We start from the raw sequence: 16,084 nt of genomic DNA, 5'->3' as shown, positions 1-16,084 counted from the left end.
ACAACGCGTGAAGACCATCGACCACTGGATCAACGGCACCGCGACCACGGCGGGCTCCACCCGCACCGCGCCGGTGTTCGACCCGGCCGCGGGGCGCCCGCGGGCGCAGGTGCTTCTCGCGGAACCGTCCGATGTGGACATCGCGGTGTCCGCCGCGGGCAAGGCCTTCGAGACGTGGGGCGATTCGTCGCTCTCGCAGCGGACCAAGGTGATGTTCGCGTTCCGCGAGTTGCTGGTGAAGCACGAGGACGAACTCGCCAGGATCATCTCCTCCGAGCACGGCAAGGTGATCGACGACGCGCGCGGCGAGATCGTCCGCGGCCGCGAGATCGTCGAGTACGCCTGCGGGATCGCCGACGCGCTGAAAGGCGGCTTCTCCGACCAGGTCTCACGCGACGTGGACGTGCACGACTTCCGGCAGCCGCTCGGGGTGGTCGCCGGGATCACGCCGTTCAACTTCCCGATCATGGTCCCGCTGTGGATGCACCCGATCGCCATCGCGGCAGGCAACACGTTCGTGCTCAAACCCAGCGAACGGGTCCCGTCCGCGTCCCGGCTGGTCGCCGAGCTGTACGCCGAGGCCGGCCTTCCGGACGGCGTGTTCAACGTGGTCAACGGGGACAAGGTCGCGGTCGACGCGATCCTGGAGCATCCCGGTATCTCAGCCGTGTCGTTCGTCGGCTCGACGCCCATCGCCAAGTACGTCCACGAACGCGCGACGGCCACCGGCAAACGCGTGCAGGCGCTGGGCGGGGCCAAGAACCACGCCGTCGTCCTGCCCGACGCCGATCTCGAGTACGCCGCGAACCATCTCACGGCCGCCGCGTTCGGTTCGGCCGGGCAGCGCTGCATGGCGATCTCCATCGGCGTCGCCGTCGGTTCGGCGGGCGACCGGCTGGTCGAGATCCTCGAACGCAAGGCGGCCGAGATCAAGGTCGGCCCCGGGTACGAAGCCGGCAACGACATGGGCCCGGTGGTCACCGAGGCCGCGCGGCGGCGGGTGATCGACTCCGTCGCCCTCGGGGCGGAGCAGGGCGCGACCGTGGTGGTCGACGGCCGGGAGCTGAGCGTCGCGGGGCACGAGACCGGTTTCTTCGTCGGACCGTCCCTTTTGGACAAGGTGACCACCGGGATGTCCGCGTATCGCGACGAGATCTTCGGGCCGGTGCTCGGGATCGTGCGGGTGTCCACTCTGGACGAAGCGATCGAGCTGATCAACGCCAACCCTTACGGCAACGGCACCGCCGTCTTCACCGGCAGCGGCGAGGCGGCGCGGCGCTTCCAGCGGGAGGTGAAGGTGGGGATGATCGGGGTGAACGTGCCCATCCCGGTGCCGATGTCGTACTACTCCTTCGGTGGCTGGAAGGACTCCCTCATCGGCGACAGCCCGATCCACGGCCCGGCGGGCGTCCGGTTCTACACCCGGGCGAAGGTCGTCACGACGCGATGGCCGCACTCCGCAGCGGGCTTCAACTTCCCGACGTCCAGCTGACCCACGCAATTGGTCACCTACTTGCGGTCTGAGTGAGCGCAAGTAGGTGACCAATTGCGAGTGGGGTCAGCCCACCTCTTGCCGCTGCCGCTTCCCGACGATCCGCCAGCCGACCGCGAGCACCACGACCAGCACCGGGATCGAGTAGAACGCGATCTTCTCGGCACCGTCGGAGAAGCCCATCAGGACGACCACCAGTGCGAGGAAACCGAGCGTCGCCCAGCCGCTGTAGGGCGCCCACGGCATCCGGTAGGACGGCCGTTCCAGCTCCCCGCGCAGCGCCGCCTGGCGCATCCGCATCTGGCAGAAGATCAGCGTCGCCCAGGTGGTGATCACGCCGAGCGAGGCGATCGCGATCGCGATGTCGAAGGCGTCCTTCGGCACCAGGTAGTTGAGCACCACGCCGAGCACGTACGCGCCTGACGTGAACAAGATCCCGCCATAGGGCACGTGACGGCCGCTCATCCTGCCGACGAACTTCGGCGCCTCGCCCTTGTCCGCGAGCGCCCGCAGGATACGGCCGGTCGAATAGAGCCCGGAGTTGCAGCTCGACAGCGCCGCGGTGAGCACGACCGCGTTCATCACGTCGCCGATCCCCGGGATCCCGAGCCTGCTGAACACGGTGACGAACGGGCTCTCGCCGCCGTTGTAGAACGGCCACGGCAGCAGCATCGCCAGCATCAGCACGGATCCCACGTAGAACACGCCGATCCGCCAGACCACCCCGTTGATCGCCTTCGGCAGCACCTTGCGGGCGTCCTTGGTCTCACCGGCGGCGATGCCGACGACCTCGATCGCCGAGTACGCGAAGATGACCGCCTGCAGCGTCATCAGCGCGATGCCGATGCCCGCCGGGAAGAAACCGTTGTGGGCGGTCAGGTTGTGCACGCCTGCCGTGGTGCCGCCGATGTCCGCGCTGGTGAGCACCAGCCCGGTCGCGGTGACCAGGAAGACCACGATGGCCAGCACCTTGACCACCGAGAACCAGAATTCCAGCTCGCCGAACAGTTTCACCGAGAGCAGGTTCACCAGGATCAGCACGCCGAGCGCGACCAGCGCGGTGATCCACTGCGGCACGTCGGGCAGCCACTTGTGCACGTAGATCGCCACCGCGGTGATCTCCGCGATGCCGGTCATCGCCCAGTTCACCCAGTACATCCAGCCGGAGGCGAAACCCGCCCACGGCCCGATGAACTTGCGGGCGTAGGTGACGAAACTGCCGGAGGTCGGCTCGTGCAGCACGAGCTCACCGAGGGCGCGCATCACGAAGTAGGCGGCGATACCGCAGAGCGCGTACGACAGGACCAGCGAAGGCCCGACCTGGTGGAGCTTGCCGCCGGCACCGAGGAACAGCCCGACGCCGATCGCGCCGCCGATGGCGATCATCTGCACTTGGCGGTTGCCCAGTGCTTTTGAGTAGCTTTCACCTTTTTCGGTGAGCAGCGAGGAATCCATGGTTGCCAGACGCTAGAGCGTGTGCGGCACGTCACCCAACAGTGCTAAGGAAGACTTAAGGTGTGCGGGACGTCACCCAGGTGGTTTAACCGGATTTTCCCGTTTCGATTTGACAAGTTCACCCGCGAACCCCGATCTTCGCGCGCGAAGACGCACTTCTACGCTACGGCCGTGGACCTCGCAGCGCTGCTGGACCGGATCGCCGATGACGTCGCGCCGGAGATCGGCCGCGGCTCCGTCGCGGACTACATCCCCGCCCTGGCAAGGGTCGAACCCCGGCAATTCGGCATCGCGGTGGCCGAAGTGGACGGTCGGGTGCACGGCGTCGGCGACTGGGAGGTGCCGTTCTCCATCCAGAGCATGTCGAAGGTCTTCACCTTGGCGCTCGCGCTCTCCCATGGCGACGGGGTGTGGGAGCGGGTGGGCCGTGAGCCGTCCGGCAACCCGTTCAACTCGCTGGTGCAATTGGAGAACGAGGACGGAATCCCCCGCAATCCGTTCATCAACGCCGGCGCGCTGGTGGTGACCGACGAACTGGCGCACCACGGCGATGCGGCGGAAACACTGCTTCGGTTCCTTCGTGCGGAAAGCGGCCGCACGGACATCGGGATCGACGACGAGGTCGCCGCTTCGGAGGCCGCGCACGCCGATCGCAACCGCGCGCTCGCCTATTTCATGGCGTCGTACCGGAACATGCGGCATCCGATACCCGCCGTCCTCGATCAGTACGTGCGTCAATGCTCGATCGCGATGAACTGCGGCGACGTCGCGCGCGCGGCGGTGTTCCTCGCCCGCCACGGCGTTCGCAACGACGGCACCCGGCTGCTCGAGCGAAGCGCGGCCAAGCGGGTCAACGCGGTGATGCTGACCTGCGGCACCTACGACGCGGCGGGCGAATTCGCCTACCGGGTCGGGCTTCCCGGCAAAAGCGGCGTCGGTGGCGGCATCGTCGCGATCGTCCCTGGCCGGTGCGCGATCTGCGTGTGGAGCCCCGGACTGGACCCTCGCGGCAACTCCGTCGCGGGCGTCGCGGCGCTGGACCGGTTCACCACCCTGACCGGCTGGTCGATCTTCTGATCGGTTCCGTGCTCGACCAGCGGAGGCTCGGAAAGCAGCGCGTGGAGACGATCCAGGTCCTGCCCACGAAGAGGAGCGGCTCAGGTGCTGGGCCGCCCCATTTCGTGCCCCGGCCGCCCCTCGGTCCGCCGTTGCCGCTTGATCCGCTCTTCGTGCAGGTGCCGCCGCCCTCCGGTCAAGTCTTCGGCGACCTCGCGGGTCAGATCGCGGTAAGCCCGGTAGTAGCCGTCGTCGTACTCCTCGATCAGCTGGAAGGTCCACCGGTCCGACAGCACGTTGAGCCCGATCAGCTCGGTCTCGATCCGCTCGGCCCAGTCCGCGTGCCCGGCCTTCCGGAGCCCTTCGACGGCCTCGCCGAGGGCGAAGTCGGCGGTTCCGGTGAGGTGGTGGAAGGCGTACAGGTGGCCGCGCGCCTGTTCGACTGTTTCGAGCGCGAAGACCAGCTTTCCGACGGCGTCGACGGTCGCGGCGTCGGGTTCTGGGGATGAGTCCGGCATAGGCGATGACTTCCCCGGAGCCGGCGTCTTTACACCCCGGCGACGGCGATCCGGACGAACGAGCGGATCAGCGGACTCTCCCGCCCGGTCACCCACGCCACGACGAGCGGGCTCGGCGGCATATCGGCCAGCGGCACCCAGGTGAGCCCGTCGGGCAGCGCGTGCCCGAGCGGCGCGATCCCTGCCGAGCCGTTCCACAGGACGGCCTGAAGGCATTCGCTGACCGTGCGCACCACCGGACCGGTGGGCCGTTCCCCGATGGGCGCCGCCCCGTTCCAGTACTCACGCCACCGCGGATCCGTCCCGTCCGGCAGCTGGAACCAGGGCCGATCGGCGACGTCGGCCAGCCTCAGCGACTCACGACCGGCGAGCGGGTCGCCGGCGCGCAGGACCAGCCCCACCGGGTCGGAGCGCAGGACGCGGACGCTGATGCCGGTCTCGTCGAACGGCGACCGGGTCAGCGCGACGTCGGCCAGCCCGGCGAGCAGGCCGGTGGTGGGATCGGTGAAATCCGCCTCGCGGAAGCGGATCGAGACCTCGGGATGGCGTCGCCGGAACGCCTCGGCCAGCCGGATGCCCGACTCCCCCGCTCCGTCGGCGAGGGTGCCGATGGTGAGTGTGGCGGGGCCTGCCGCCGCCGTCACCAGGGCGCGGGCGCGTTCGGCCTGGTCCAGCAGGGCGCGGGCCTCGTCGTACAGGATGGTCCCGGCGGCGGTGGGTTCGACGCCGGCGGCCGAGCGGAGCAGCAGGACGACACCCAGCTCGTTCTCCAGCTGCCGGATGGCCCGGCTCAGCGGCGGCTGGGTCATGTGCAGCCGCGCGGCGGCCCGGCCGAAATGCCTCTCCTCGGCGACGGTCACGAAGTAGCGCAGCAGTCGGAGCTCCATCACCAGCGATGATACCCATCAGGTATCGAGACCAGAGGATCGGACTTGGACGGCGGGCGGAGACCGGCGGAACAGTGAGGTCATGCCCTTCGAACCCCTCACCCACGAACCCGCCGTCGACCCCGGCCAGGCCCGCGAAATCGCTCACGACCTCGTGGTGATCCCGAATCTCGGTGTCGACCTCGTCCCCAACATCGGGGTCGTCGGCGGGTCGCATTCGGTGCTCGTCGTCGACACCGGACTCGGTCCTCGCAACGCCGAGAAGGTGCTCGCCTTCGCCGCGGAACACGCCCGCGGCCGCAAGCTGTACCTGACCACGACGCATTTCCATCCCGAGCACGCTTTCGGCGCACAGGCCTTCGCGGACCAGGCGACCTACCTCGTCAACAGCGCGCAGGCGGCCGACCTGGTCCACAAGGGACCGGGCTATCTCGAGATGTTCCGCGGTCTCGGCACCCCGGTCGCCCGGGCACTGGAAGGCGTCGACCTGGTCGCCCCGGACGTGGTCTACGACGAGACGTACGACCTCGATCTCGGCGGCCGGATCGTGCGTATGGAGGCCACCGGACGCGCCCACAGCAAGGGTGATCAGGTGGTGAGCGTGCCCGACGCGGGGGTGCTGTTCACCGGGGATCTGGTCGAGACCGGCCAGTTCTCGATCTTCCCGTGGTTCCCGCCGTACGACACCGACGTCTCGGGAGGGCGCTGGATCGAAGTGCTGCGACGGCTGGCCGCCGCCGGGCCGGACCTCGTCGTCCCCGGCCACGGCGACGTCTCCGGACGCCGGATCCTGACCGACGTCCGGGAGTACCTCGAACTGCTGCGTGACGAGACCTGGACGCGGCGCGACTCGTCCCTCCCCGAAGAGACCATCGCCGCCGAGGTCGAAGCGCTGATGATCGAACGCCACCCCGAATGGGAAGGCCGGGACTGGATCGCGAAGGGCGTCGGTTGCTTCTGTGCCGATCACTCAGGCCATGAGACCGCAGGCACCGGTGAAGCAGCCGAAGGTGCCTCCGCTTGACGTGTTCTTCCAGTTGTCGAAGTGATCGATCACGATCTCGACGTCGGCCTGCCCGGCGGCGGTGACATCGACACCCGAGTCGGCGAAGAAACTACGGATATCGTCGGAAACGGTGCTCTTCATGGAAGATCTCCCTCGAACCTGCGGTGTTTGATACCGAAATCGTGCAGGTTCACCCCCGTCGACCGACAGTGTGAAGCGCTATGGACGGGGTGTGGCTTTCGACTGCTCCACTCGTGTCAACCGGGTGGCGCGAGTGGAGCAGCCGAGCGCTACTTGAAGATGGCGATGGGATGGACGACGAGTTCCCCGGTTTCGGGATCCCAGTCCTCGACCTTGCCGAGGCACCGCGCCCGGAACGCACCGGCCGGGGCGGAGTCCCGCAGGTCGCTGGTCACACAGGTGAAGCGGACACTCCTGCTCTTCGACGGATCGTCCGGGTTGCCGTACGGCGCGACGAAAACCGTCTCGGTGTCGGTCTGGGAGCGTTTACGGAACAACCCCTTCACGGAGACGAACGCCTCGACACCACGCAGCCGGGTCTGGAGCTGCCGGGTGCTTTCGAGACCGTCGGACCAGCCGAGTTCCTTCACCAGCGCGCGATTGTGGACGAGTTCCTGCTTCGCCAGGTCGACGTGGATGATGTCGTGGTGCCTTTCCAGCACCTTCGTCACGATGCCGATCACCGTGATCGGTTCGGCCTTGCGGATGTACCGCCGGAACTCCTCGTCGGTGTCGGTGCGCTCCGATTCCCCTCTGAGCGGACCGATACCGCCCGATCCCAAGAACCGCCAGCCCCGGCTTTTCCGTTTCTCCACCTCCTGTTCCAGCGCTTCGTTGTAGCGATGCAGCTGGTACAGGCCCATCACGGATTTCGTGTGCAGGTAGAAGCCGATGCCCCGGACCATCCCCTGATCGCCGTCGGAACGGGCACGGCGCCAATGCCGTACGAAAACGACGATCGCGGCGACGAAGGCGAGCACGGTCAGCACCCAGACCGCGAGCCACAATCCCCAGACTTCCCACCACAGATTATCGGCAGCCACGGATCTCCTTGAAGGCGTCGAGCAGGGATGTCGCGTTCGCGTCGACCATCCGGCCACCGGTGGCCACCGCCGCGCGATCCAGTTCGGCGGGATTCGCCTCGCCGAACCGGATGGTGTACGTGTGCACGCCGGGATCCCTTGGCGCGCGCAGGAATTCTTCGATGCCGGGGCCGGTGTTGCTCTCCCCGTCGGTCATCAGCACGATCGAAACGCCGCTGCCGGGCTCGGCACGGCGATGGGCACCGGCCTTCGCGTACGCCTCCCCGAGCGCGGACCAGACCGCCGTGTTGCCGTCGAACTCGTCGGCGGCGATGAAGGCCCGCAGCGCGTCGAGATCCTGCGGCCCGCCGATCGTGAACTCCTTGTCCCCCAGTATCTTCCCGCCGAAGCGGAGGACCGTGAGCCGCTCGCCGCGGTAGAAGCGGTCGAATCCGCCGTCCGGGCCGCCGCTCAGCCCGGCGAAGGTCGCCCGGAGCGCGGCGATCCGCGGCCCCTTCATCGAACCGGAGAAGTCGAGCACGAAGATCACGCGTCCGGGTGTCCGGCCGGCGGGGGCCACGTAGTCGTCGAGCAGTTTGTCCACGACGGCCTGCTCGTCGGGGAAGTACAGGGAGTTCCCGATCGAGGCGGGCAGCCTCGGGTCGAGCGCCACCTCCCCGGCGATCGGCCGCCGGAGAGTCCGCTCCATCAGCTTCTTCTGTGTCGCCGGGCTCCTCAGCCAGGAGACGACCTTGTCGTAAGCCTCCCGTTTGGCCGGGTCGAGCAGGAGGAGCGGGTAGTCGGACTGGACGATGCCGTCCTTCGGGTACACCAGCTCCAGCGGCGTCTTGAGCCTGCCGCTCGCGTTGAGGGTGAGCAAAGTGGACTCGTACCCGATGATCGCGTCCACGTCCTGGCGCTCGGCGAACCGGTCGGTCACCGCGGCCGACGTGTCCGCCGTGAGCGTGTGCCCCGTGCGGAAGCCCTGCAGCTTGTCGCATTTCACGTCCTGGAGCCGCAGCGCCGCGCCGGTGCCCGAGGCGGCCGTCGCCACCCCGACGAGTGAGGTGAGCCCGCTGGTCGACTTGGCCGGATCCGCCATCGCGAACCGGAACCCGCCACCGGCCGCCGCGTCCGCCAGATCGGCCCAGGAGAGCTTGCCGTCCGGTTTGCCGCGGCGCAGCTCGGCCGCCTTCGCCGGGGTGATCCCGACGATGACCGGCGACACCATGGTCTTGGTCGCGAGCGGCCGTTCCCCCTTGTCCGCGGACTGCCGGTACTTGAGCTGGAAATACCGGTCGGTGGAAAGCCAGGCGAGATCGTGGGTGGCCTTCCCCGGCGTGAGGGAAGTGGTCGCGTCGACGGTTCCCCGGAAATCCATTTCCAGTTCGATTCCCGTTTCCCCGCGAAGGTCGTCGAGAATCGGCCCGAGATCGGCCAGTTCGGAACTGGCCAGCACGCGCAGTTTCACCTTCTGCCCGCCGCTCGTACAGGCGGCGACCACCAGGAGCAGGCAGCACAGGACCGCGAGGACCCGCTTCACGGGCAGTCCCCGACGGTCTTGATCATCTCTTCCAGCACCGGATTGTCCGGTAGCGGCGTGGTGCTGTCGTCGCCCGCGACCTCCGGGGCCGTCAACCCCTGTTCGCGCACGAAGTCGTACAGCCGCGCGCTTTTCGTGGTGCCCGCGGGGGTCGCGACGCCGAATCCGAGCTCCATCGCACGGCGTTGCAGCTCGGGATCGAAGGTGATCAGCTCGCCCAGCCGTTCCGCTTCCGGCTTCAGCGCCAGGAACTGCGGTTTCGTCAGGATGTTGTCCTTCGGGTACAGCAGGACCCGGTCGAGATCCGGCCGCCCGCTCTGCGCCTTGGCGCGCAACTGCATCGCGAGGTACTGATGCTCGTAGATGACGACGATCGGCTTGTCTCCCTCGGCGAGATTCGCGTACGACTCGGACAGATCCGCCGACGGGAAGCCTTGCGCCGCCACGAGCGGTTTGACCCGGTCGGCCAGCGCCTTCGCGCTCGTCAGGTTCGGCGGACCCGCGGGCGCGCCCGCCGGCCGCGGGTCGACGACCGGGACCTGACGGCCGTTCTCCAGGAACGCCAGCAAGATCAGGTACGTCGCGCCCGAGTTGGAGTCGCAGATGTTCGACGTCTGCGCCAGCACCCTGTTCCCGTTGTCCGCGCCGAACTTGCCGACGCCGAGTGAGTCCCAGGTGCGTTCCTGCCGCATCGTCTGGATGAACTTCTCGGTATCCAGCGTGTAGTACAGCGGATCCTGCTGCCCTGGCGGTTTCGTGGCGATCTTGTTGCTCTCCAGCGTTTCCGCGTAACGGCGATAGGTGGCGAGGACGATCGGGCTGGTGAACGGCTGCCGCGCGGTGCCCGTCCACTCGTTCGCCCTCGACCGCCGGACGAGACTCGCGGCAGGCTCGCCCGACATGAACACGAAGTCGTACTGGCTGAGGTCGTGGGTGGCGACGTCACGTGATCCCGCCCTGGTCACGTGGACGCGGATGTGGTGGCGCATCAGGATCTCCTGGATCTTCGCGTCCTCGAAGAGATCCGATTTGGAGCCCATCTTGCCGCGCAGGACCAGGGTCTGCTGGAACGGCACCACGATCGTCCCGCTCAGGAGCAGGGCGATCAGGCCGCTCACGGCCAGCGCGAGCGCGGGCCCGAAAGTGCGGAGAAAACGACGGCGAAGAAAGAACGCCGAGGGTTTTGGTCGGATGGTGAGCTGGGGTTCTTCACGAAGCGAGCTATCGGTGGTCACCGATTTCCTCCCCGAATGTCCGGCAAGCCCATTTTACCGGGACACACCGACGGAAAAGCACGTCTCGATCCGGCTTCGGTACCCACCCTCACCAGGCCGGGAGGCCGGGCGGTTAGGCTCTTCGGTGGCGAAAACCGCCATGCACCACGACGCCGGGAGATCTGAACCGCCATGCTGGACCGAGCAGTCATCGACGCCCTCTTCCCCGCCGACCTGCCCGAGCCCGAGCACTGGGAACAGCGTTACCCCGCCCGCGAGCTCCCCGAGGGCGCCATGGTCACCCGGTTCGGCCCCTCGCCGACCGGGTTCGTCCACATCGGCGGCGTCTACGTCGCCACCATCGACCAGGACGTCGCACGCCGCAGCGGCGGCCGCTACCTCGTCCGGGTCGAGGACACCGACCGCTCCCGCGAGGTCGAAGGCGCCATCGACCAGTTCGAGCGCGGCTTCGCCTACTTCGGCCTCGCCGCCGACGAGGACATCCACCGCGGCGGCGACTACGGCCCGTACCAGCAGTCCGAGCGCGAGCAGATCTACCTGACCTACGTCCGTCACCTGCTCCGCTCCGGCCGCGCGTACCTCGACTTCGCCACCAAGGACGAACTGGCGGCGATCACCGCCCGGCAGCAGGCGACGAAGCTGCCGACCGGCTATTACGGCTCGTGGGCCATCTGGCGCGACGCCGACCCCGCCGACGTCCAGGCCAAACTCGACGCCGGAGACCCGTACGTCGTCCGGTTCCGCGCGCCGGACGACACCGGCGCCCGCGCCCGGTTCACCGACGCCATCCGCGGCCCGCTGGAGGCCGAGGCCAACCGCAACGACGTCGTCATCCTCAAGAGCTCCGACCAGAGCCCCCGGCTGCCGACCTACCACTTCGCGCACGCCGTCGACGACCACCTCATGCGCGTCAACCTGGTCATCCGCGGCGACGAGTGGATCTCGTCGGTGCCCGTGCACCAGCAGCTGTTCGACGCGCTCGGCTTCGACCCGATCACCTACGCGCACATCGCCCCGCTGATGAAGCAGGAGGGCGGCAGCAAGCGCAAGCTGTCGAAGCGCAAGGACCCGGAAGCGAGCGTCGACTTCTACATCGAGTCCGGCTACCCCACCAAGGCCGTCCTCTACTACCTGCGCGGCCTGGCCAACGGCCGGCTCGCCGAAATGCCGCTCGACCAGGCCCTGGCCGAGCCGATCAACCTGGACGAATGCGGTGTCGCCGGCCCGCTGGTCGACCTGGTCAAACTCGACGACATCTCGGCCGACCACATCGCCACGCTGTCCGGCGCCGAGATCCTCGAAGAGGTCCGCGCCTGGGCGGAGCGGTTCGACCCCGAGCTGAGGACCGTCCTCGACGCCGAGCCGGACCTCGCGCTCCGCGCCCTCGCCGTCGAGCGCGACGGCGCCGAGAACCCGCGCAAGGACCTGAAGAAGTGGAGCGAGTTCCGCGCCGTCTACGGCTTCTTCTTCCCGCAGCTGCACGCCGCCGTCGCGAGCCCCGACGACGAGCGGATCACCGCCCTCGGCGTCGGCCGTGAGGTCGTCCAGGCCGTGGCGCGGGACTTCGTCGGCAGCTACCAGCAGCTCGACGACGGCCAGGAATGGTTCCAGCAGATCCGCGAGGTCGCGGCGAAGCACGGCTTCGCGAAGAACGCCAAGGAGTTCAAGAAGAACCCCGAAGGCTTCCCCGGCTCCATTCGCGAGGCTTCGCAGATCATCCGGATCGCGATCACCGGCTCGACCCGGAGCCCGGACCTGCACTCGATCACGCAGGCGCTGGGCCGCGAGGAGACGCTGGGCCGGTTCGCCGGTCTCGTAGGCGAGTGACTCCGTGAGTGGTAAGGCAATGTGGTGCCTCTCGGGTGAGACGGTGGCTGGGTGACGCGACACCGCGTGTTCAGACTCCGGCACCCCCGAGTTACGTCCCCAATCACGCGAGTCACGCCTTGCCGAAGTACATGAAGGCCCCCTTCCTTGCGTCTAGCGCAAGGAAGGGGGCCTTCATGTACTTCACGACCGGGCCGCCGAGGTCACAGCCGTCTCACTGTCACCAGGGATCACATCTGACGGTAGCGAAAGCCTCCTTCACTACCAGGAGAACGCGTACGCAGGAGCGACACCGACCCCGCGCCACGACACGTTCGACTTACCCCTCAATACAACCGTCCTTACCACTCACGAGGCTGGCAGGAACTGGTCGTAGAACGCCGTTTTGATCGCGACGACGGCCTGCTCCGTCTCCCGGAACCGCTCCCGCGCCTCGCTCGAGTCGATCAGCTGCACCAGCCGCAGCCCGAGCTGGTCGGAATGCGTGAGCGAGAGCGGGGACGCGGCGGCGAGCGGGCGGGACTTCGCGTCGTGCACGTGGTGCGGGTAGTAGAAGACGGACCGGTCGCCGAGCACCGGGCCGATCCGGCGCCACAGTTCGCCGCACTCGACGGAGACCAGCACCTCGCCCCAGAAGCGCAGAATGGTCAGCAGTTCGACGTCGGCGTACTTCGAGTCGCCCGCCGAGGCGATCAGCTCCATCGTGGCGTCGACGCAGGCCGTCGTGGCCAGTGACTTCCGCGACCGCACCAGCGCTTCCCGCGGGACGCCCAGCGCGAGGATGTCCGCCATCACGTCCTCGCGGTGTGAAGGCGTGCTGCCGGGCGAAGTGGTGTCCGGGTACTCCTCACGGATGATGACGCGGGCGATCCGTTTGGACTGCTCGTCGGTGAGCAGGTCGATCGCCAGGTCGTAGGCCATGGTGAAGGCCAGCGACAGGAAACGCCGCTGCAGCAGGACGGTTTGCAGACCCTCCTGCGACAGCTCGGTGACGCCACGCAGCGCCGGGTGATTCCGGAACCGCTCGATCAAACCGTCTTCGAACTCGTCGAGTTCGCGCATCACTACACCTCTTGCTCAGAAACGGATCATGTCGATGCTTCGGTTCCAGTCGTCGAGGTCCACGTCGCGGCCGATGTCCCACAACGTGTCGAGCTCGGGTGCAGCAGCATGATCCGCACCTGGGCGCGCCGGTCGGCGATCGCGGCTTCCAGTTCCTTTTCCAGGCGTTGCAGGTTGGGGATCCAGGTGTTCAGGATCGTCACCTGTTCGGCCTTCGCGATATGCGCGGCGCACTCGTCGTCCGGAAAGCGTCCGGCAAGCCGAGCTGTTCCGCGAAGCCGACCACCGCCAACCCGCCGAGACTGAGCAATTCGAACCAGCGACGCATTCTGCGGAGCATTCACCCTCCGGGATCCGGCAGCCTTGCCCTTATGTTCCCACGATCTTCACCGACGATTGTGATCGGGGTCACCACTTTGGCGCTTTGGCGTCCTTTCCACGGAATTCACGAAAAGAATCGAATCCGGCGCGGGAATCCGCAGTACGAAGGGCGCACGTCACAAAGCAGCGGTGAAACGCGCGGGCTCCGACAGGCGACTTACCCGGTACGCAAGTACGGAAAGTTGTGGTCGATGAGCGCTGATCGTGTTGTCCAGCTGCACTGGGAGTCCCGCCACGTGGCCGACGACGGCCGCGCGGCGCTGTCCTACCCGGGAATCTCCGTGATCCGGAGCAGGCTGGGTGAGATCGTCGACCGTACTTGGATACCGGTCGGGGAAGAACCCACCTTCGACGACGACGAGGCCCTTATCGCCGTGCTGCACGCCGCATGGCGTTGGACCAGGCCAGCCGCGTAGGTCCTTACTCCTCGCCCGATTTGTACCGGCGCTGGAGCTCTTCTTCCTGCTCACGCGGCGACTTCTCCACCCAGCGCCCGTGGACGAGGTCGTTCTCCGTGTAGTCGGCACGCCGGGAAGCCCAGTCCGGCAACATGAATTTGCGGGTCCCGCCGCGTCCGCGATCGCGCAGATCGGCGACGACGGCGATGCCGATCACCAGGACGAGTACCCCGAGCGCTATCCAGATTCCGACCATGTCCGCTCCCCCGCAGATGAAGTCGTTTCCGTCAGGTTAGCGCCGAACGACTCGTGAGCGGACATTCTTTTCGGGAAGCGCCGGAATGGAGCATGACGGTCTCCCCGATATCCACGGGATACCGGGGAGACCGGGGGCGGTCAGCCCCGGGCGTTCGGGTCGATCACGTCGCCGGCGAGTCCGGTGGCGGCGTCACCGACGGCACCGGTGGAGTCGACGACGCCCTGACCGGCAGCGGTGGCCGAGTCGACGGCGTCCTGGCCCGCGGCGGTGGCGTTCTCGGCGAGCCCCTGGCCGGTTTCGGCCAGTCCGCCGGCGGACTGGGTGACCTGGTCGGCGGCGCCGGAAAGGTCGACGCCGGTCAGTTCGCTGACCTTGTCGCCCGCGCCGCCAAGGAGTTCGGCGGCCTTTTCCTTCAGCGAGTCGAACAGGCTCATCTGGGGTACTCCTCGGATCGATCGTGCAGAGGCGGCTGAAGGTTCACCGTACAGGACAAATCGGTCACGGTGCGCTGCCCCCGCCGCTCCGGACAGGTGAATACCGCGAGGAATTCAGCGGCAGGGCGGCCGGTAGCGGTCGATCGCAAGACCGCGGAAGTCGAGCTTGTTCGGGGTCTTGCCGACGAAGACGAGCCCCCGCGCTTCGGTCAGCGCCGAGGCGAAGGAGTAGCCGGGCGTACCCAGCTCGGGCAGCGTCGTCCACGCGTCGGCCTTGAAGCTGAAGAACTTCTTCACGATCTTCCCGCCGGTCGACGGCACCTTCGTGAGCCACTTGTCGCCGCCGCTCCAGTGCGAGGCGGGACGCAGCTGGACGTAGAGGTCGTCGGTCGCGCTGTAGGTCATCCAGAAACCGGCGGATTTCGAGAGATCCGCTTGCGCTTCGAACTGATTCCCCAGCCACACCACGACCACGTGCCATTCGGCGTTGAGGAAGGTCACCTTGGCCGCGTAACCGCCGCGTTCGCGGACGAGCAGGCTGCCGGTCGGCGGAACCGTGGTGCCCTCACCGGAAGCGAGCCAGTGCTGCAACCGGTCGATCGAGGGGGTGGCGCATTCACAGCCGTGCCGCGGCGGATGCCCGGCGGACGCGTTCGCGACAGCACCGGGGCCGATCAGTGAAGCCAGGAGCAGCGACACGATCACCGTGAGCGTACGACCGAAAGGAACCCCGGATCCTTTGCGCATCCGCGGAAGTTAGCACAACGATCACGAGGATTGGGGCACTCCCGCGAGCAGATCGTCCAGCTCCGCGGCGAACAACAAGGCGGGGTCGAATCCCATGCCGCCGAAGTGCCCGGCCAGTTCGAGGGACAGGACACCGTGGAGCCGGGTCCAGAACGTCACGGCACGGCGGAGAACAGCGGACGGCACCGGCGAACCACCCGCCCATTCGCGATGGTCCTCGAGATGAACGTCGAACGGCGTCATCCGTCCGTCGTCCGGACCCGCGGCATGGACCTCGATCAGCGCGGCCATGATCTCGTTCGAGATCTCCGTCGTGTCGCCGGGCGCGCGATAGCCGGGGATCGGAGTTCCGTAGATGAACAGGTATCGCTGCGGATCCGCCAGCGCCCATTCTCTGACGGCGTAGGCGACTTCGGTCACGCCACCGGAAGCGGCGGCCGCCCGGACGGTGTCGGCGAGGCTTCGATAGGCGTCGCGGATGAGGTCCGTGATGAGGTCGTCGCGACTGGCGAAGTACCGGTACAACGCCGGGCCGCTCATCCCGACGTGTTTGGCGATCGCGTTGAGGGACAACGCGGACACGCCTGTCGTGGCCAGCTGCTCCCACGCGTACCGCTTGATCTCCGCGCGCACCTGCACCCGGTAACGCTCACGCGAGGTCTTCCCGTCCGCGTCCATCGACCACTCCTTCCCGTCCGTTAGAGGTTATCACTTTCCCTATTGACACTCACCCTCTCGTGG

18 protein-coding genes are annotated in these 16,084 nt (G+C 67.5%); 5 read left to right on the top strand and 13 right to left on the bottom strand.

Features of this window, described 5'->3' with window-relative positions; translation table 11 throughout:
• Nucleotides 1-7 precede the first annotated feature (7 nt).
• Entirely contained in the window at nucleotides 8-1,492 is a 1,485-nt protein-coding gene (locus DL990_RS25805; protein WP_125800162.1) for a CoA-acylating methylmalonate-semialdehyde dehydrogenase, read from the top strand.
• A gap of 66 nt (nucleotides 1,493-1,558) precedes the next feature.
• On the opposite strand, the gene DL990_RS25800 is transcribed toward DL990_RS25805, so the two are convergent.
• A complete protein-coding gene (locus DL990_RS25800) occupies nucleotides 1,559-2,947 on the bottom strand; it encodes an amino acid permease (protein ID WP_125787522.1) in 1,389 nt (462 codons plus the stop codon).
• Nucleotides 2,948-3,118: 171 nt separating this feature from the next.
• On the opposite strand from DL990_RS25800, the gene DL990_RS25795 reads away from it, so the two are divergent.
• Complete coding sequence (locus DL990_RS25795) at nucleotides 3,119-4,024, top strand: glutaminase (RefSeq protein WP_125800161.1); 906 nt, start codon at nucleotides 3,119-3,121, stop codon at nucleotides 4,022-4,024.
• Nucleotides 4,025-4,104: 80 nt separating this feature from the next.
• On the opposite strand, the gene DL990_RS25790 is transcribed toward DL990_RS25795, so the two are convergent.
• Both DL990_RS25790 and DL990_RS25785 read right to left on the bottom strand, forming a co-directional pair.
• Nucleotides 4,105-4,521 (bottom strand): hypothetical protein, encoded by a 417-nt coding sequence (locus DL990_RS25790; RefSeq protein ID WP_125800160.1) that lies wholly within the window; start codon nucleotides 4,519-4,521, stop codon nucleotides 4,105-4,107.
• A gap of 29 nt (nucleotides 4,522-4,550) precedes the next feature.
• Nucleotides 4,551-5,408 carry a LysR family transcriptional regulator gene (locus DL990_RS25785; protein WP_125800159.1) on the bottom strand — a complete coding sequence of 286 codons (858 nt, stop codon included), beginning with the start codon at nucleotides 5,406-5,408 and terminating at the stop codon, nucleotides 4,551-4,553.
• Between the two features lie 82 nt (nucleotides 5,409-5,490).
• Here DL990_RS25785 and DL990_RS25780 point away from each other — a divergent pair, with 82 nt between their 5' ends.
• Nucleotides 5,491-6,432, top strand: coding sequence for an MBL fold metallo-hydrolase (locus tag DL990_RS25780; RefSeq protein WP_125800158.1), 942 nt, complete (start codon nucleotides 5,491-5,493; stop codon nucleotides 6,430-6,432).
• On the opposite strand, the gene DL990_RS41535 is transcribed toward DL990_RS25780, so the two are convergent.
• From DL990_RS41535 to DL990_RS25765, 4 genes are all read right to left on the bottom strand, one after another.
• Nucleotides 6,379-6,555 (bottom strand): hypothetical protein, encoded by a 177-nt coding sequence (locus DL990_RS41535; protein ID WP_199746593.1) that lies wholly within the window; start codon nucleotides 6,553-6,555, stop codon nucleotides 6,379-6,381. The genes DL990_RS25780 and DL990_RS41535 overlap by 54 nt on opposite strands.
• Nucleotides 6,556-6,704: 149 nt before the next feature.
• Nucleotides 6,705-7,478, bottom strand: a complete 774-nt coding sequence (locus DL990_RS25775) for a hypothetical protein (protein WP_125787517.1) — start codon at nucleotides 7,476-7,478, stop codon at nucleotides 6,705-6,707.
• Nucleotides 7,465-9,000 (bottom strand): substrate-binding domain-containing protein, encoded by a 1,536-nt coding sequence (locus DL990_RS25770; RefSeq protein ID WP_125787516.1) that lies wholly within the window; start codon nucleotides 8,998-9,000, stop codon nucleotides 7,465-7,467. The genes DL990_RS25775 and DL990_RS25770 overlap by 14 nt, the downstream gene beginning before the upstream one ends.
• Entirely contained in the window at nucleotides 8,997-10,235 is a 1,239-nt protein-coding gene (locus tag DL990_RS25765; RefSeq protein ID WP_125800157.1) for a hypothetical protein, read from the bottom strand. Before DL990_RS25765 ends, DL990_RS25770 begins: the two co-directional genes overlap by 4 nt.
• Before the next feature lie 171 nt (nucleotides 10,236-10,406).
• Between DL990_RS25765 and DL990_RS25760 the strand changes: the two genes are divergently transcribed.
• Complete coding sequence (locus tag DL990_RS25760) at nucleotides 10,407-12,062, top strand: glutamate--tRNA ligase (RefSeq protein WP_125800156.1); 1,656 nt, start codon at nucleotides 10,407-10,409, stop codon at nucleotides 12,060-12,062.
• A 348-nt stretch (nucleotides 12,063-12,410) separates the two neighbouring features.
• On the opposite strand, the gene DL990_RS25755 is transcribed toward DL990_RS25760, so the two are convergent.
• The gene (locus tag DL990_RS25755) at nucleotides 12,411-13,124 is read right to left on the bottom strand and encodes a hypothetical protein (RefSeq protein WP_125800155.1); all 714 of its coding nucleotides are present in this window, start codon (nucleotides 13,122-13,124) and stop codon (nucleotides 12,411-12,413) included.
• A gap of 26 nt (nucleotides 13,125-13,150) precedes the next feature.
• Nucleotides 13,151-13,468, bottom strand: a complete 318-nt coding sequence (locus tag DL990_RS25750) for a hypothetical protein (RefSeq protein ID WP_233620568.1) — start codon at nucleotides 13,466-13,468, stop codon at nucleotides 13,151-13,153.
• A 228-nt stretch (nucleotides 13,469-13,696) separates the two neighbouring features.
• Here DL990_RS25750 and DL990_RS25745 point away from each other — a divergent pair, with 228 nt between their 5' ends.
• Nucleotides 13,697-13,921 carry a hypothetical protein gene (locus tag DL990_RS25745; protein ID WP_125800154.1) on the top strand — a complete coding sequence of 75 codons (225 nt, stop codon included), beginning with the start codon at nucleotides 13,697-13,699 and terminating at the stop codon, nucleotides 13,919-13,921.
• A gap of 4 nt (nucleotides 13,922-13,925) precedes the next feature.
• Here the strand turns inward: DL990_RS25745 and DL990_RS25740 are convergent, their stop codons facing one another.
• From DL990_RS25740 to DL990_RS25725, 4 genes are all read right to left on the bottom strand, one after another.
• On the bottom strand, nucleotides 13,926-14,159 hold the full coding sequence (locus DL990_RS25740; protein ID WP_125800153.1) for a hypothetical protein: 234 nt from the start codon (nucleotides 14,157-14,159) through the stop codon (nucleotides 13,926-13,928).
• A 140-nt stretch (nucleotides 14,160-14,299) separates the two neighbouring features.
• Nucleotides 14,300-14,596 (bottom strand): hypothetical protein, encoded by a 297-nt coding sequence (locus tag DL990_RS25735; protein ID WP_125787510.1) that lies wholly within the window; start codon nucleotides 14,594-14,596, stop codon nucleotides 14,300-14,302.
• 114 nt (nucleotides 14,597-14,710) lie between these two features.
• Nucleotides 14,711-15,301 carry a hypothetical protein gene (locus tag DL990_RS25730; RefSeq protein ID WP_125800261.1) on the bottom strand — a complete coding sequence of 197 codons (591 nt, stop codon included), beginning with the start codon at nucleotides 15,299-15,301 and terminating at the stop codon, nucleotides 14,711-14,713.
• A 63-nt stretch (nucleotides 15,302-15,364) separates the two neighbouring features.
• Complete coding sequence (locus DL990_RS25725; protein WP_125800152.1) at nucleotides 15,365-16,021, bottom strand: TetR/AcrR family transcriptional regulator; 657 nt, start codon at nucleotides 16,019-16,021, stop codon at nucleotides 15,365-15,367.
• Between the last annotated feature and the right edge of the window lie 63 nt (nucleotides 16,022-16,084).

The organism is Amycolatopsis sp. WAC 01416, assembly GCF_003947485.1.
Lineage (GTDB): Bacteria > Actinomycetota > Actinomycetes > Mycobacteriales > Pseudonocardiaceae > Amycolatopsis.
This window is presented reverse-complemented; position numbering and strand designations above follow the sequence as displayed.

Excerpts from the sequence above, each read along its gene's own strand:
- DL990_RS25800 (WP_125787522.1), bottom strand. The coding sequence starts at position 2,947 with ATGGATTCCTCGCTGCTCACCGAAAAAGGTGAAAGCTACTCAAAAGCA.
- DL990_RS25790 (WP_125800160.1), bottom strand. The coding sequence starts at position 4,521 with ATGCCGGACTCATCCCCAGAACCCGACGCCGCGACCGTCGACGCCGTC.
- DL990_RS25785 (WP_125800159.1), bottom strand. The coding sequence starts at position 5,408 with ATGGAGCTCCGACTGCTGCGCTACTTCGTGACCGTCGCCGAGGAGAGG.
- DL990_RS25780 (WP_125800158.1), top strand. The coding sequence starts at position 5,491 with ATGCCCTTCGAACCCCTCACCCACGAACCCGCCGTCGACCCCGGCCAG.
- DL990_RS41535 (WP_199746593.1), bottom strand. The coding sequence starts at position 6,555 with ATGAAGAGCACCGTTTCCGACGATATCCGTAGTTTCTTCGCCGACTCG.
- DL990_RS25760 (WP_125800156.1), top strand. The coding sequence starts at position 10,407 with ATGCTGGACCGAGCAGTCATCGACGCCCTCTTCCCCGCCGACCTGCCC.
- DL990_RS25755 (WP_125800155.1), bottom strand. The coding sequence starts at position 13,124 with ATGCGCGAACTCGACGAGTTCGAAGACGGTTTGATCGAGCGGTTCCGG.
- DL990_RS25745 (WP_125800154.1), top strand. The coding sequence starts at position 13,697 with ATGAGCGCTGATCGTGTTGTCCAGCTGCACTGGGAGTCCCGCCACGTG.
- DL990_RS25740 (WP_125800153.1), bottom strand. The coding sequence starts at position 14,159 with ATGGTCGGAATCTGGATAGCGCTCGGGGTACTCGTCCTGGTGATCGGC.
- DL990_RS25735 (WP_125787510.1), bottom strand. The coding sequence starts at position 14,596 with ATGAGCCTGTTCGACTCGCTGAAGGAAAAGGCCGCCGAACTCCTTGGC.
- DL990_RS25725 (WP_125800152.1), bottom strand. The coding sequence starts at position 16,021 with ATGGACGCGGACGGGAAGACCTCGCGTGAGCGTTACCGGGTGCAGGTG.